This is a genomic window from Citrobacter sp. Cpa228 (assembly GCF_030333085.1).
GTDB classification, from domain to species: Bacteria; Pseudomonadota; Gammaproteobacteria; order Enterobacterales; family Enterobacteriaceae; genus Citrobacter; species Citrobacter pasteurii.
In genome coordinates this window covers 83938-99441 of record NZ_JAOWGQ010000056.1, presented here as the reverse complement: position 1 = coordinate 99441, position 15504 = coordinate 83938, and the positions used below count along the sequence as shown (strand labels likewise).

Annotated in this window: 17 protein-coding genes and 1 pseudogene; 10 read left to right on the top strand and 8 right to left on the bottom strand. The window is 44.7% G+C overall.

All coding sequences use genetic code 11. The features are described 5' to 3' along the window. Window positions 1-44: 44 nt before the first annotated feature. From OGX91_RS22315 to OGX91_RS22305, 3 genes are all read right to left on the bottom strand, one after another. The gene (locus OGX91_RS22315) at window positions 45-2444 is read right to left on the bottom strand and encodes an amidohydrolase family protein (protein WP_199946974.1); all 2400 of its coding nucleotides are present in this window, start codon (window positions 2442-2444) and stop codon (window positions 45-47) included. A 23-nt stretch (window positions 2445-2467) separates the two neighbouring features. After that, window positions 2468-5305 carry an archaeal ATPase gene (locus OGX91_RS22310; RefSeq protein WP_199946975.1) on the bottom strand — a complete coding sequence of 946 codons (2838 nt, stop codon included), beginning with the start codon at window positions 5303-5305 and terminating at the stop codon, window positions 2468-2470. 511 nt (window positions 5306-5816) lie between these two features. Further along, entirely contained in the window at window positions 5817-5999 is a 183-nt protein-coding gene (locus tag OGX91_RS22305) for a hypothetical protein (protein ID WP_197391124.1), read from the bottom strand. Window positions 6000-6224: 225 nt separating this feature from the next. Here OGX91_RS22305 and OGX91_RS22300 point away from each other — a divergent pair. Further along, window positions 6225-6335, top strand: a pseudogene (locus OGX91_RS22300) (phosphorothioated DNA-binding restriction endonuclease); the annotation flags it as partial. A 410-nt stretch (window positions 6336-6745) separates the two neighbouring features. Here the strand turns inward: OGX91_RS22300 and OGX91_RS22295 are convergent. Genes OGX91_RS22295 through OGX91_RS22280 form a run of 4 tightly spaced genes read right to left on the bottom strand, consistent with a single transcriptional unit; the run spans window position 6746 to window position 8222 of the window. Next, window positions 6746-7081: a hypothetical protein gene (locus tag OGX91_RS22295; protein WP_199946976.1), complete on the bottom strand. Its 336-nt coding sequence runs from the start codon at window positions 7079-7081 to the stop codon at window positions 6746-6748. A gap of 30 nt (window positions 7082-7111) precedes the next feature. Beyond that, window positions 7112-7471 carry an acyl-CoA dehydrogenase gene (locus OGX91_RS22290; protein ID WP_199946977.1) on the bottom strand — a complete coding sequence of 120 codons (360 nt, stop codon included), beginning with the start codon at window positions 7469-7471 and terminating at the stop codon, window positions 7112-7114. 14 nt (window positions 7472-7485) lie between these two features. After that, a complete protein-coding gene (locus OGX91_RS22285) occupies window positions 7486-8013 on the bottom strand; it encodes a hypothetical protein (protein ID WP_000246193.1) in 528 nt (175 codons plus the stop codon). Window positions 8014-8024: 11 nt separating this feature from the next. After that, on the bottom strand, window positions 8025-8222 hold the full coding sequence (locus OGX91_RS22280; RefSeq protein ID WP_286627328.1) for a helix-turn-helix domain-containing protein: 198 nt from the start codon (window positions 8220-8222) through the stop codon (window positions 8025-8027). On the opposite strand from OGX91_RS22280, the gene OGX91_RS22275 reads away from it, so the two are divergent. The 6 genes from OGX91_RS22275 (at window position 8150) to OGX91_RS22250 (ending at window position 11664) form a co-directional block, all read left to right on the top strand. Next, window positions 8150-8302, top strand: a complete 153-nt coding sequence (locus OGX91_RS22275; RefSeq protein ID WP_250365904.1) for a hypothetical protein — start codon at window positions 8150-8152, stop codon at window positions 8300-8302. The two genes, OGX91_RS22280 and OGX91_RS22275, sit on opposite strands and share 73 nt — an antisense overlap. A 113-nt stretch (window positions 8303-8415) precedes the next feature. Continuing rightward, window positions 8416-8904 (top strand): hypothetical protein, encoded by a 489-nt coding sequence (locus tag OGX91_RS22270; RefSeq protein ID WP_199946979.1) that lies wholly within the window; start codon window positions 8416-8418, stop codon window positions 8902-8904. 355 nt (window positions 8905-9259) lie between these two features. After that, complete coding sequence (locus tag OGX91_RS22265; protein WP_286627434.1) at window positions 9260-9652, top strand: DUF2787 family protein; 393 nt, start codon at window positions 9260-9262, stop codon at window positions 9650-9652. A 120-nt stretch (window positions 9653-9772) separates the two neighbouring features. Next, entirely contained in the window at window positions 9773-10234 is a 462-nt protein-coding gene (locus OGX91_RS22260; RefSeq protein WP_197391234.1) for a hypothetical protein, read from the top strand. A 1-nt stretch (window position 10235) separates the two neighbouring features. After that, on the top strand, window positions 10236-10688 hold the full coding sequence (radC, locus tag OGX91_RS22255; RefSeq protein ID WP_286627326.1) for a RadC family protein: 453 nt from the start codon (window positions 10236-10238) through the stop codon (window positions 10686-10688). 46 nt (window positions 10689-10734) lie between these two features. Beyond that, entirely contained in the window at window positions 10735-11664 is a 930-nt protein-coding gene (locus tag OGX91_RS22250; RefSeq protein WP_286627325.1) for a tyrosine-type recombinase/integrase, read from the top strand. Between the two features lie 40 nt (window positions 11665-11704). On the opposite strand, the gene OGX91_RS22245 is transcribed toward OGX91_RS22250, so the two are convergent. Further along, the gene (locus OGX91_RS22245) at window positions 11705-12232 is read right to left on the bottom strand and encodes a hypothetical protein (RefSeq protein ID WP_181681542.1); all 528 of its coding nucleotides are present in this window, start codon (window positions 12230-12232) and stop codon (window positions 11705-11707) included. 297 nt (window positions 12233-12529) lie between these two features. Here OGX91_RS22245 and OGX91_RS22240 point away from each other — a divergent pair, with 297 nt between their 5' ends. From OGX91_RS22240 to OGX91_RS22230, 3 genes are all read left to right on the top strand, one after another. Beyond that, on the top strand, window positions 12530-12736 hold the full coding sequence (locus tag OGX91_RS22240) for a helix-turn-helix transcriptional regulator (RefSeq protein WP_097419933.1): 207 nt from the start codon (window positions 12530-12532) through the stop codon (window positions 12734-12736). Next, a complete protein-coding gene (locus OGX91_RS22235) occupies window positions 12733-13611 on the top strand; it encodes a hypothetical protein (RefSeq protein WP_286627324.1) in 879 nt (292 codons plus the stop codon). The genes OGX91_RS22240 and OGX91_RS22235 overlap by 4 nt, the downstream gene beginning before the upstream one ends. 165 nt (window positions 13612-13776) lie before the next feature. Further along, window positions 13777-15465 carry a DUF927 domain-containing protein gene (locus tag OGX91_RS22230; protein WP_286627323.1) on the top strand — a complete coding sequence of 563 codons (1689 nt, stop codon included), beginning with the start codon at window positions 13777-13779 and terminating at the stop codon, window positions 15463-15465. Window positions 15466-15504: the final 39 nt, after the last annotated feature.

Here is a 15504-nt window from a genome sequence, read left to right as displayed (position 1 = left end):
GTTTTGACAAAGTGGTATATCTCCAAACCCTCGATGTATGAGCGCTACCTGATATCGTGAAAGCGATAAATTCGTCCATTCTCGTTCACCTCCGCAACCTTTCCCAAAGCCTCCGCTGGAGACAAACCGAACTTTCGAGTTAACACAACGAACAGATGATAGCACTCGGATTTCAAATCCGCTGCGAAGATCCCCGGATCATCAGATCCTAGACAAATAGACATAGGGACATCACCGTTAATCACCTCATTCGGCAAGCCCATCCAGCGAAAGATATGATGTTCGCTGACATCTCGATACTGACTGATACGGGTGTTGCTGGTCGGAGGGCATTCAATCGCAATGTTTCGGCCTGCCATTTTTGCCATCACAGCTTGTTGTAATGCAACAACCGCCTCATTCGGCAAATATTCTAGAGCAACTTCAACATATTCTGCACGCTGCTTTCGCACATTGTCAGATGTAAGCCATTGCTTATACAACTTTAGTGGCCTTTTCATTCCTGCATTTTTAGCCAACTCTCTAGCATGTTCGAACTCTTCCAACCAGAGGGATTGGGGTTTTAACGGCCCATCCAATTCACCCAGCAGACCTTCGGATTCAGCCAACACCCCCCGCAACTCAAACACCTGGTCAAGGGTGGTAATCGAGATTTCTTCTTCCAGTTCAAACACCTCTTGGGCCAAACGAACCGCTTTAATCTCAGCATCACTGGCGCAACAAAGCAGTTCCGGATGACTTCGAAGTTCCCGCCAGATAAACACCAAATCGAGCAATCGCGTCTCTTTAGTCATGGACAAAAACGATGGTAAAGAGCGTTTCCAGATGTCAGGCGTGATACCAATAGCCGTGCAGTGACCAAGACGGTCGCCATTACGCAGCGGCAAAAACCTCAAGGCATCATCAATTGATCGAATACCACTGATCAGATGCGGAAAGTCCTCGCCAACATGATAGGTAAAATGAGCAATTCCGGATTTGGCTAGCACTCGGAACAAGGGGCCAAACAACTCTGGTGGCGCGTGCATCTCATTAGCAGCGGCATCAACTCCTCGAATCCAGCGTGTCAGACGCGGTTCATACTTTAGCATGTCCATCAGGATAGCTGCTTGATTCTTCAAATCCTTGAATAGCAACGCGTAGGGATAGACTTCATCCTTTTTGGACTTTTTCTTGATGAAGTGCGGCACCAGCGCCAGCTCGGCACATTTACTGTCAGGCTTAACCTGCTCAAGATTATCGAGCACCTGAGTGATATTTAGTGGCTGGGAATGCTCCCAGTCAACGGTCATTTGACCTTTAAGGTACTCCCAGTACCCACGCAAAACGCTAAAGAGCAGTTTTTGCATTTTGCTGAGATCGCTCTTCGGGGCAAAACGTCCTTCCAGATAGCGCACCTGAGAATACATGCCGGTACCATGTGCATGTTTGAAACGAGACAAATAAGATTTCTCGGTTTCTTCTCTCAACTCCGTCATGGTGTATTTCTGGAATTGATCAAAACCGAAAAAATCGTCTCGCTGAACCAGCAGGGTTAAATACTGATTCTGAATCAGCAGGTAAATCCAAAGCAGTCGTTCCAATCCTTCTGGCGCACCATACCGCCATTTTTCCAACAACCCAGTTAGCCAGCAAAATTCAGACTCCTGACTGTATTTGTCGTCTGTTGGCCAAACCGTCGCAAACCCATACTCCTTGTCCTGATGCAGAACTGTGTTATCCGCCAACTGCAGAGGGTGCTGCAATGACGTCATCCACTCAGGCAATTCCATGCCCTGAGCTACCCGACAAAGAATTTCTCGAATATTGCAGGCGATCTGCAAACGGTCCCTGAATACGGCCGGCGTCAGGGAGGGATCAATCTGGGCACAGAGTTGTTTCGTCTCTTGAGAATCCCATCCCTTCTCGAAATCTCTGACGGTTACTTCAGGGTGCTTGAGTGCATCAAGCCAACACTCTTCCGCACTGGTACTGCCATTCAGATGTTGGTGAGTTTCGTGCAGGCGTTCACGGGTAATGTAGTCCTCAACTGCCGGGTGATAAGGGTACAAAGGCCAGCGAAAACGATATTCCCGGCTGGCAGGCTCAGGGTTATATACCTGATGACATGCCATAACCGGCAGGCACGAGACTCGGCTCATGAGAGTTTGCCATTCCGAGAACAAAGTAAGATCGGTTTTGGGGCCATCTTTCTCGTTTTTAACAAATTTTTCAGCGATCAAGCGTAAAGCAGCAATTGGGCCGAGTTTCATGTTTCGCTGTTTAAGTTTCTGTATCAACGATGACCAAGCCGATTTAGCTACATGATCAGGCAAACTACGCGTTTGTTCGTATTGAGCAAGGAACACGGATGTCTCCACCCTGTCATCAAGTGATTCCTCATTTAATGCAGTTACACTCAGACGATGCAACAATGCTGTTGAATTAAGAAGAAATCTTTCCATTTCTAATCCTTATACGGAGGTCATCATTTTTCGCCAGCATTATCATTCGAAGAAGCGGTACTACTTCCATCGTCTGATCTAGAGTTAGTGTAATTTGCTCCTGCGATTGTGGCCGCATTAAGTGATATTATTGTTTTACCGAAATTTTTCAGATCAATATTTTCATTTGGTTCATCATTTTTAAATAAATCGCTAAATTCATTTTCAGATAACAAATCACTATTGGTTATATCAGAATCGATTATTTCTGAAATAAGTTTGCGAAAACTTTCCTCTTTTGCATAGGGTTTTTTCGACCCATTAACCCCACCCAAAGGAAAGATGAATGGGTGGAGAATAGGGCAGTTAATCAACAAGTAAAATAAAGGATGATTCTCACTCCATGATTCATTGTTTTGTTGCAGATAATTTTTTATCGATTTTAGCTTTTTCTCAAATTCATCAACCGAAGTAACTGGATTTAATCTTAAACCTTCACCAAGATATTCTTCCTGATTTACAGAGTGATATAAACTTTCTTCAACTAAAACTGCATGTAGAAAAGCTAATACATTAAAACGCATAATCTTTGCAGCATTTGATTGACTGGCTTTTCGTCCAGTATGTGAGTTGTTATCGATTCTGATTTTATGTTGGTCCACCACATTATTCAGATTGAAATAGAACCGAGTCCATACTTTACCAATCAATAGCCCTGATGGGCGGATTGATGGCTCAATTAGTTCCACTTTTCCAAGCCAATTCTCAAGGCTTTTTATAGCACCAGGAAATTGCGCCTGGACTTCTTGACTATCTGCATCTCCTTTTAGGTCATCATTAGTATCAGTTTCAAAATCTGAAGATGGAATAACATTATCAGTGCTTTTATTCGATCCTTTCATTTCTGCACGAGCAGCAGCATCACTCCATGGAGGAACGATACATGTTGGCTGTGCTATAGCTTTATTAAACGCATTAGCAAAGGCAGCATTTCCACTATGGCATGCAGAGATATCAGCAATAGCACCAATCAGATTAAAAATACTACTGAAATCCATGAGATTACTTGAAGCAACTGAACTCAATGAAGCTGCCATTGCAGCTTTTGCTAAGCCGTTCTCAGTATCAATGTTAAATGTTTTGTATCCCTTAGGCATGTTTCGGCGTGATTTACGGTTTAACTGTACCATGCCAAGAAAAATGCCAACCTTTTCATCATTGGGGTTGTTTGCAACCACAGCGCAACATCGGTTAGCCCAATGGGACGCACTTTCATTTCTACCCACAGACATATAGGCTAGATATTCACTAACAAGCTGTTCATATTTGTCACTATCATTGCCAGCATGCTCCAGCCCGGCCACAAATTGGTTGAATATGCTGACGGAGCCACAACCAATCAAAAGAATTTGTAGGAATTTAGACAGACTTCCTTGAGAGTTTTCACTTACCTGAGAAGCTAAGTAAACAGAACAGTTTCTTAACGCTTCACTCTCAGACTGAGGCCGCAAGTAAAATCCAGTATTAAAATCACGATCCCGTTTTACATAGGTAAATATATCCTTGCATAGTGAATCCATGCCAAAACGATGTTGTTCATAATTTAAGCCCACACGATAAATGCTACTAAGCATCGCTCCATACAAAGAATTTCTTAGTAAATGCGGAATTGATGGTTCACCTTCATTTTTATTATATTTGACATAATATTTTTTGGTATAGAAATCTTGTAGTACCTGCATTAATAAACGAACTGGCTGTTTCAGTAGTTCATTCACGTACATATCTGCATCCGAGCCTTCTCGCAGATTCAGCCCTTCCATAACAGCACTTCCAATAGCATTACGAACTTCTATAGCATCTTTATCGCTCATATTAAGTTCAGTCTTAACCTTAATATTTTCTTCACCGTCCCCTTCCTTTTCGCCGACTAGTTGTAGCATTGTTTTCAACTGCATACGTTTCTGAACAGGGAATAGTTTCAACAAATACTGTTGTTCAAGGTGCTCCACCATATAGCTTCGTTCGTCTAAGCGGGCACTCTCTTTTTCCTGGTCGAGCAAAGTCTTGCCGTAGTTTTCATATTGCTTGCCGCGAATCAACTGGGAATAAAGGCGCAAGTCACCTGTAGCCACCACCACCAATTTCTGGCTATTAAAGAATTTGCGAATAGATTCAAGTACGTCCCAACCCGTATCAAACTGAGTATCGATATCATCAAACGAGATCAAAATGGCCTTGCAGCCTAGAATTTCACACGCACGTTCAACTAGCCGGTCAAATATCTCTGATAAATCCTGACCACCGATGGAGTAATCAAGTTGGGTGTCCAGTTTCAAAGCGTCACTGAAATATTCCGGCTTGTATTCCTTGTCGGTAAGCAGATGTAAACCACGCTGGAGCTGTCCAAGGTGACTCTGCCAATGTTCCTTTTGTTTTTTATGGTCATTCGACGACCAGCATCCTTTTAACTCGTCGGACACCATTTTGTTCAGACGGGCTGTCACCGTAACCAGAATGGGTTCATGACGCGGCAGTTTAGTGGGGTCAATAGTCGGAAGGCACTTAATGGTGATAATGGCATCATTTTCGTCACTGTTCAGGGATTTTACCACGCTATTGATAAAAGTGGTTTTACCGGCACCACGAGTACCATCCACAAAGAACACATTGCGGCCTGATTCATCAATAAATCGGGAAACCCCTGACGTATCGTTGGATTTGGGGAGCGAAATTGATCTTCGAATACTTTCAACCAGCTGATCACGTAATGCTTTCTGGATTAAATCGCCTTCTTTGGTGCTGCCCGGAAGATTGGGGGCGAACAAGTCGATGATGATTTCGTTCGTCTCTTTGTTTTTTTTCTGTGTGTTATCAGTCATATCCGTATTGATCCAGTCATTTTGTTTTTTTGCCAGTCTGTACACTAGAACTGGCGCTTTGTGTTTCCACTACATTGAATTCTCAATATTCTCCCCCTAAATCAGTTCACGGGGTCGTGAAGCGAAGGTAAAACTGACCACTTCATTCAATCCATCCGTGTGATTGATGGTTCGTTATATAGAGCTGGCATTAGCATGCACTGGAATTACGTATAACAATTTGTTAGATTCCTAAATGGGGCAATTAAACACCTTATTTGGGGATCTTTCATGCATTCTAAAGAATGCTGACTTCTGGTATAACTACCTGTTTTTATGATGGTATCATAGTAATACCCAAAAGAGAGAACGAGAAAAAACGACGAAGTGTGAATCGCTATGATGATTGCAAGCGGTGCGGCATTCCAGGAGCCTTTCGCCATTGAGCGATCCCTCAGTATGAATCTGAATTTAGGTAACATACCAACTGCGACTGACGTAATCTGTCAGTGTGTAGTGCTGTCAGTAAACATCAGTTATTCATTTCCGGACAACTCCAGCCTCTGGCGGACGAGGATGCTTTCAGTGACATGACGGCAACGTTGGCACTAAACGAAATCGTCAGCATCATGGCATATTCCCATTCTCCTCGGTGTACGGCCAGTGCGGGAATTCTGTCGGCAATGATGCTGATATCCTGCTGACGATTAATCAAGGCTTCTGCGCTTTGTCTTCTGATGGAGTTCGAACTGGCTGCGCATATTTTTCCCGTAACGAGCGCAGGTATTCATGATGGTGCTCCTGTAAACGGCAGTATTTGCCGAACAACAGTCACAGCCATTTTCATTACAGCCTTTGAGATGCAGAACGATGAGTTTTTTACCGGGTTGTTGCAAGGCCCGGCGGAACAGCGACTGCAGGACATTATCGTGCCTCTATCGAAGTACCCAACGGTCTGGCGCTGTTTGCGATTCACCATAAAGTGTTTGACCGTGGCTCGATTGACTTCGATGAAAATATGCGTGCGGCGGTTCCCGATGCGGTGAACGGCGATGATGGGCGAATTATGATGCTGTCTTCCATGCTTCTGACACGAGGCACACTAAGCCTTCTTCTTCGAACAGTTGCGGGGGCATCCATGGTGTGACATCTTCCTGACCTGAATAATGACGACACTATCGACTACAATTGTACATTACACGTTACATCGGTTAAATCTCGTTTAGTATCGACAGCAGTTGCGATTGTGCTGACTCTACATGTATCTGTCTGGTTAGACTTATGATGAATGGTCCATTAGCAGGAAGTTCTTTTTCTGGTTTAGTTAAATTGTATATAACTAACCAACTAGTGTGATAATAGCTGTAATGGTAAATGTTATTATCTTTTTCATGAAGATTCCTTTTGGGGTTAAACATGAATTGCTTCACCAAAAAGGAATCCTGATATAAGCTAAGATTATTATAAACCTGATACGTTTATATAGAACTGACCTTTATCTTCATCAGTTTTCTGAATCCGGTAGGTGATTGGCAAAGAGTTTTGTAGACCTGGCTTTGTAAACGTTAAATCAGCAGCACACTGATAAACGTCAAGGCCTGATTCATGGCTTATTGTCCTGACATTTTCAACTGAGATACGCACATCCTTATCCAATGTCATGCCTTTCTCGATTGTCTTTCTGGCAATATTCACGACCAGATTTTTTGCGTCATCACTACTACATTTTGGCGTTTTCTCACCACAGCCAGCCAACAAACCAGCAGCTATTAATACCAGAAGTATTGTTCCTTTCATTTATAGTTCCTTCATTAATTAACGATACTTTTATTTCTTATTAAACTGACCATCCATTGCGCCTGTCGCGGAAGCCCCACAGCAATCTTCGCAACCACGAGTCATAACGCTGGCCTTGCCGTTATTCAGTTCACTAATTACTGCAACACACTGGCTTGCATTGTCTTTCCAGACCCAGCGACGCTTCTGTTTTTCTCCGGCAGCTATTTGCTGTGCTGTCCCCTCCATATTGCATACGCCCGAACCATCCCCCGTTGAGGCATTAATGTTGAATTCAGCATTGCCCTTTCCCGGATTCAGGGTTAGAACCGCTCCGGGTTTTACGTACTGTGCTGCTGCAACAGGTAGCGTTACGGCTACCATCAATAAAGCCAACAGTTTTCTGTTCATTAATTAATTCCCTGTTAAGTGATACGGATGTTTTTGGTGATTTTCCCCAGTGCCAGCGGTCTGCGTTTTTCCACAAAGAAATAAACGACGTTGAATGCGGACTTGCGATGATTCCCTCGACCGAGAGAGGGCCAGTTGCGGAAGGATTCAATCTGTTCTTCTGAATAGGGCGTGTCAGAGAAGTCAAACAGCACAAGCAAGGCTTTGCCGTCATGCTTCATCAACTTTTTAACTTCAGTGCTATTTACAGTTGCGGAGACATTGGAACGTGCCGCAGTTGGTTTACGTACTGCAAACTCAACGGCTACATCATCAATGACAAAATCAATGTAACCGTGCCCGGATACAGTTCCTGGCAGCTTGCTTTTTACTTCCGGTGAAACGTTATCTGCAAACCAACCCAGCAAATAGCAACGTACCAGAGGCAGTAATTCCCGCTCGCTACATTCGTTCAGACGCAGGGTTTTGACGAACTCCCTGCGATAAAGAGAACTGAAAAAATACTCAAAGCATTCCGTTATTTCAGTGATGGTGGTTGCCATGGTTGCATCCTTTACCTGCTATTAGGTCCATTTTTAAGAGCATACCTTTCCGGCCACAATGTTTCCGGTGTCGTATCCAGAGCCCCGGCAATAATGCGCTCAGCTCTGGGATAATGACGGTCTAAGGCGTTATTTAATGTCCGTGGCGCAAGGCCGTGACTGCGTGACAGTGACGCCAACGTTAACCCTCGCTTGTGAAGTGCTGCCACAATATCGGCACGATGCCAGTTCCCTGAACTTCCTTTGCTTTGCTTTTTCTGCGATGCTGTTGAGTTACGCACAGTATTAACTCCATGGAATCAGTACATGGATATTAAATGCGAATAAAAGATACCTTTCAAGTTCTTTTGGTATCTATTTGTAGGTTTTCATATTAACGCATTGATATCTGGTGAAATTTATATGAGCAGTAAGAGATCAGTATCGGCTATACCGACCCATCCTGAAGCTTCTGTTGAAGAGGCTAAAGACTGGCTGACAGCAGAGGAATTCACTCATATTGAGGGGATGCCGGGCACTGCGCGTGGCGCTAGGATGCGCCTGGAAAAGCTGGCATCTCTGCACCCGGAAATACGTCGTAAAAGGACTGCCGGGAAAGGTGTGGTTTACCATATCAGTGCAGCCACAATGTCGCTTGATGATGAGAGAAACAGGGCTAAGGGTGAAGCGTTTACTCTCACCGACAGCGATCGCCAGCTTAGCCTCTGGATACAGTTGTATCGCAATATGTCGCCAGCTTCGCGGGCGCAACTGATGGAGCAGGCCCTCAGGCTGGTAAAGGACGATCTGATGTCTCAGGGGCCCAATGTTTCTGAACTGGCGGTACAAATCATGAAGCTGCCCGAAGATGAGCGTAAGCGCCTCTTTGAAAAGCTGAACGGGAAGGTGTGATAGCGTCAGTTTTCCGCCATGCCAGACAGAAGGAACCACCCCGGAATCCTGATCTGTCTGACATGGCAGAATGGAAAGTATGCCATCACTTAATAATGAATAGAAACCTATTGTCAGTTATTTCATTTCTGAACTACATATTAGTTTCTTGGCGTTACTATTTGCATTGAAAATATATTTTTGATATAATAATATTGTTGGTGAACTATATTTTCACCCAGTCAGTACGTTGTCATGCACTTACCATTTATTAGGTGATTAAACCCCACCTGTGCGGGTGCAAACATAACGTCTTATCAGAATATGTTGAAAAGGAAAATCACTGATGAATATTGTCCATCAGAAAGGGCTAGCTATGCCCGTCGATCAGGAATTAATAAATATCATATTAAATGAAGCGGGAAATCCACCGCCGCATAAAACCAGAATTACCGCTGTCAGTCTGTTATTTAAAGACCTGAGTTACAGCGCTGAAAAGGGCGGTTACCATCCTGTCGAAATTCGGATTATTTCACGCAATGATGAATGGTATTTCGATTACATCACCGACTTCAGTTATATGGGGGCGGTATACCCTGAACTTGAAAAGGAAATTGATTTTAGCTGGAGTCAGCAATATGTCTTTCTGGCGTACAGGGGGGACCTGCCTGTTAACGCCGGAAGGGAGTTGTTTGAACTCTGGCAATCCAGTTTTATTCAGTATCACGCCATGAACATCTACACCATTACCGTCCTGTGGGAAAGCTAATCTCTCTGCACTAACCATCACTACTGACATGGAGAATTATCTGTGAGAACTGACAGAGGGATACGTGCGTCTCAACAGGGCGAACTGGACTGTCTTTGCGGTGCTTATTGCATGGTTAACATGCTGATCTGGCTGTTTGACGGCAGGGTGAAACGACGCCCGTTAATGAACCGGCTTATTCAGACTTATCAGCAGCGCTGGCCTTTGCATGAATGGCTGACTGAAGGGATTGAAGAAGACCGTTTAGACTGGCTGATAGCGCAGGTGTTGCAGAAAGGGCACTACAGCCGCCAGTTCCCGGTTCAAATCACCAGACCCTTTGCCGGGAAGCGGGGATTAACAGATGGGCGGCTTTTCAGGGAAATGCAGCGGTTTCTTGACGTCACTGACCATTGCCGCCTGATTATGCTCAGCGACCAGTTTCACTGGTCCCTTCTGGTTAAAATAGATGAAGAAACGCTCTGCTTCTTCGACAGTAACGGGCGAACTACCATGCCCCGTAAAGCTTTCTCCCTGCGTACTGGCGTAACCCGCCGCCAGCTGTTTCCAGACGCCATTTACTTCATTGAACGGGAGTTCTGACATGACCATGTTTACCCAGCGTGAAACCCGTATCCTTGACCAGGCGCGTGACATTATCAGCCGGTACTACCAGCGTGGCGTTCAGCTCTGTTCCCCTGATGATGTTCGACGGTACGTAATGGTTGAGCTGGCACCGCTTGAACATGAAGAGTTTGGCATCATCCTGCTCAATAACCAGAATCAGCTGCTGTATCGTGAAATACTGTTCAGGGGCACATTAAACTCGGTCAGCGTTCACCCCCGCGAAGTTATCAAGCGTGTGCTGAAACATAACGCCGCCGCAGTCATCCTTGTCCATAATCACCCCAGCGGCGAGCCGGAACCCAGCCATTGCGGTATTAAGTTGACCAAAAAGCTTCAGGAGCTACTGGAAATGCTGGATGTGCGGTTACTTGATCATTTTATCGTGGCCGGGACTGAAACGGTGTCAATGGCTGAGCGAGGGCTGGTGTGATGCTGAAAGTTACCTGGTTTAATGTACGTTATTGCGGGTTAGGCGCATGAGCAGGGCTGCGTTGCGTCAGGTCGTGCCGGTGGTGCAAACCACCGTGTTCGATGCGTATATTGGCGGTCTGGCCCCTTCCGGGCGGCGGGGTATCACCAGCCTGTTGAGCCGCAGCGCCAGCATACTTAAAGGCGGTGCGGATGCAGCAGATTATCCGTGGGAACAACTTAACTACGCCGCCGTCGCCAAAGTGCGCGCGGCAATGCTGGATAACGGTTACGCCGTATCAACGGTCAACATGGCGCTGTCAGCACTGCGGGGTGTGGCGCAGACGGCCTTTAACCTCAATAGTATGAATGCTGAAACGCTGGCCCGTATCCGCTCAGTGAAGCGCGTGAGCGGTGATATCCAGCGTAAGGGAAGGGCGCTGGACAAGCAGGACATTCGGGCACTGATTCAGGCAGCAAAACAGCATCCGCAACCGGTACGGCGCTGCCGTGATGTCGCTATTGTGCTGACGCTTTGCGGAACAGGCCTGCGGGCCGGGGAACTGGTTAAACTTGAGCGCCGGGACTATGACAATGGCATCCTGACGGTCAGGCAAGGGAAGGGGCGTAAATACCGTGAAATTCACGTGGCGGATGCAGTGGATAAGGCTATCCGTACATGGCTGAAAATCAGCGCAAACGAAGCTGACAGCGCACTGTTCAGCCGAATCCAGCGCAGCGGTAAGGTCGCCGGTCAGCCGCTGACAACAACCGGGGTAACGGGTATCCTGGAGCAGTTACAGCACGCATCAGGCATAGCAGGTTTCACCCCTCATGATATGCGGCGCACCTTCATCACCCGTTTACTGGAGCAGGGCGTGGATATCAACACCGTGCGCCAATTGGCAGGCCACAGCGACATATCCACGACGACGCGCTATGACTATCGTGGTGAGGGTATGAAAGCCAAAGCGTCACAGAGTTTACGGTGCTGGTGATGTTCAAAACAGCTAGTCCTGTACTGGTTGCCTAACGAAACTAACGTACGCTTTTTGCTCCTGGTGCTCTTTTGCGTTGCCCGCGTTTATTCAGTGCCTGCAGGTGTTCTCTCAGCAGATCGGTGGGCTGTCCATCTCGGGTGATAATTGTATCAATATCGCGGTTATCCCAGCGTGATGGCTTTCTGGCTGCTGCCGTCAGTGGTTTGTCTGCGAACAGGTCATCTGGGGTCGGAAATTGCGCCTGGTTTAGGTACAACACCATCTGTGCTGTGGAGCTGCCGTTGCCTTTTAGAGTCGTGACGCGTTGATAAATGTCGTAGAGGATCTGGGCTTTGACCGTTTTGGGTGGGGGTAAAGCATCATAAAGTGGAAGGGTTGTGCGGGACTTTTCCAGCAGGTTATAGGCTACCTCAATACAGTAACTCATGGTCATATTCAGCGGTTCACCACTCCTTTTTTCTTCTTTTGCCCAGCCCGGATAATGCTGTGACGCAATCATTGTCAGCTTTCTGAGTGAATCCGCACCCAGCTCAGGGTAAACTGGTATTAAATGCTTCTCTGTCATTAAAATATCCATTTTAAAGATGATTTGTGAATTTTTAAGGTGATTTATGCTTTATTCATGTTGTCTGAATACTCTGCATCAGGCACCAAGCGGCTTTAGAAAAAAATTATAAATATTTATTTATAAAAATCAATCAGTTAATCTTTTTATGTTCTTAGGCCCCGTTTTAGATCTAAATGTTGAAGCTAAAAATGCAATCGATTGCTTTGGCATGGGTAACTCAATTCTCACTTTTTACCTACGGAACCCCGTAAAAACCATGGTTTAGGATACTCCCATCACATTTCAGGAGGAATCATGGCAATAAAACGAGTATTAAAAATTAATGATGTTTTGCACCGTTGTAGCATTTCAAGATCGTCTCTTTATCGCTTAATTTCCAAGGGGCACTTTCCCTCGCAGCTCCGCTTGTCACCGGAAGGTCGTAGTGTCGGCTGGCTTGAAGAAGACATAGAGGGATGGATTTCTAGTCGTAAGCCTATCAACGATGGAACGCTTACATGAAAATTCCGTCAGTGAAGATAAACGAAGCGGTGATGCAGCCCCCTGTTAATCCTCAGCTCGAGGCGTTCGCAAAAGAAATTAAAAGACAGGTGCCTAAATTCGAAGCTATCGAAGATGTCTACGAAGAAAGATTAAAGCGTATAAAGTCATTACGAACTATAGGGAGGCGTCTGGATAAAAGGGAGTATCTAAAATTAGCAATAAAGCTTGAAAACTGTTGGCTCGGTGGGCCTTGTGGGAGCGCGGCATGTCCGGAATGCTTCAGACTACACCGGCTGGAAATGATTGGGGAGGTACTTCGCTTATGTAAGAAACGGAAGAATTGGCGAGGCTTAACCTTAATATTCTATCAGGATGCACTTAGTGACAGTCAACTACTTCAATGGCAACCCAATACATTAATAGCACGACTTCGTCGCTGGCTAAATGAATGTGGCTTTGATGAAATGGTGATTGGTGGGTTTGAATTGGATTTTCATCGTGAAGCTAATAAGTGGATGCCACATTTCCATCTCATCATTCCAAATGACAAACAGGCTATTAAAAGTCTACGTGTCAGGATGAAAAATAAGAGAAACATGAATGCACGAAAGAATGTAATAAACCGTCCTATGCTCGTGAGTAAATTAAAAAATCCAATGCGACAGGTGAGTTACCGTTTTAAAGCTATCTGGTGGCGAGTCGAATCAATTCAGTATGATGATTATCATATACAGGGGAGTAAGGAAAGGAAAAGGAAGCGCTGGACTAAAAAATACCGTCTATTGCGTAAACAATATGTTGATTCTCTGATTAAGCTAGATTTTATTGGTATAGCCGGATTGACTTTTATGTATAAGGTAAGGAAGTATGGTGACCATTTGATATTAAAATAATGTCATGATCTATTAGCGATATGTGCCAGCTGTAAACTATTTGTGCAATTTTAAATAAAATAATAGTGTTGTGTGAGAAATCATACAAGGGAACTCTCACGCCTTAATTCTGATGTTTATTACTGCAACTATGATGTGATCTTTAAATACGATAAGGAACTATAAATGAAAGAATATAAAGAGATATTGAATAATAAAAAAGAAAAGCTATTTGTTACATTGTTGGCTCGTACAAAAATTTCAGAATTGTGTCCAGTTGCATACCGACTTATTAAAATCACTGATTTTCAAGAGATGGAGTCGACCCGTGTGCTTGTACCAGCCAAGGCACTTGTCAGTGTGTTGGAGTTAAAAAAAACGTTATTAACGTGCGGGCATAATCCCAATGTGACTAAAGAATACTGGATTCAAGCTCATCAAGAAGTAATTAAGGAAACCGATAAGATAATCACACTGTGCTATAAGCCAGGTTTTTATGGTGATGTTTATTTGCGTGTTAACGATATAGTTATTGGCAAAGTTAAAGGGGATAAGCCTGTACTGCATCCTGGTGCTAAAAATCATTTACCAGTCGAGGATAAACAGGAGACATTAAAATTATGGAAAATGAATGTCGCTCCATATGCACTATATAGCTCGCGTATTATGTTGGCTCTGTGCTGCGGATTTTCAGGTTTTCTCCTTAAGCTTTCAGGTATGGAAGGGGGTGGGTTTCATTTGTGGGGGATGAGTAGTATAGGAAAAACGTCCAGTGCCTACATGCTGGCATCATTAGCAGGATCACCTAAAGATGTTGTCGTACTGTGGAACAATACGGATAAAGGGCTTGAGGAGATTGCCGTGGCCCATAACGACAGCTACCTAGTTCTCGATGAGTCGAAGCTGTTAGATAAAGACGTACTGGCAGCTGCTAAGATTATGCAAAACCGTGTGTATACGCTTTCCGGAGGGAAAGGGAAAACACGCTCTGCAATGTATGAGAACAAAGTTGCTGAATGGCAGGTAAGTATTTTCAGTACGGGTGAGTGCAGTCTTCAACAACTTGCTGCTTTCGGGAACGTTGAGCGCCTTGAAGGCGAAAATGTGCGTGTAATCGACGTTAATGCAGATGCTGGTGCTGAAATGGGGATCTTCGAATCACTACCAGATGATGTCAATTCCAGTAACGAACTTGTTCATGCGATCAAGGATGCAACTCACCGCTATTATGGCAGTGCCAAACCTGCCTTTCTCAAGCGCCTGGTGGCTGATATTCAGGACGATCGTGAAAACGTGAAGCGGAAGCTTGAAAAAGGGATTGAGTTCTTTCTGGATAAGCACAAGGTAGATCGTAACTCCGGCATTCAGGTGCGTATCGCCAAACGTTTTGCAATCGCTTATGTAGCAGGTTCCATTGCTGTGAAATATGGTGTTTTGCCCTTTACAAAGCAGGAGATCATGAAAGGGATCTCAACCTGCTACCAGGATTCTCTTAAGGCAGTTTTGTCTGAACCTGAAATAACCAAACCCCTAATGGGTAACTCGTTGAATGCAATTATTGATTTTTGCAAAAAGGGTGATCTTTTAAATCTGATTGGAAATGATCGCGTAACCCAAACGGCGATTAAAAAGTCACCGGTCATTATCCACAAAGTTAAAGGTCGGGCCGTATATGCAGTTGATAAGGATCTGTTACATAACTGCTTGCCGAAATCTCAGCGCAAAGGCATCCTGATGCTATTAACAAAGCAAGGGGTATTATTATCCGAAGCGAATAAGGAGTACAGTACTATTCAGATTGTCTATAAGCGTAAGCAAGTTGGTCGTCGCTACTGTTTTATCTGCAAAAAGCTTGATAAGCTTATTGAAGAATAATTTTACAATATGATAAGGGCTTAAAGGAGTGGCTTATAA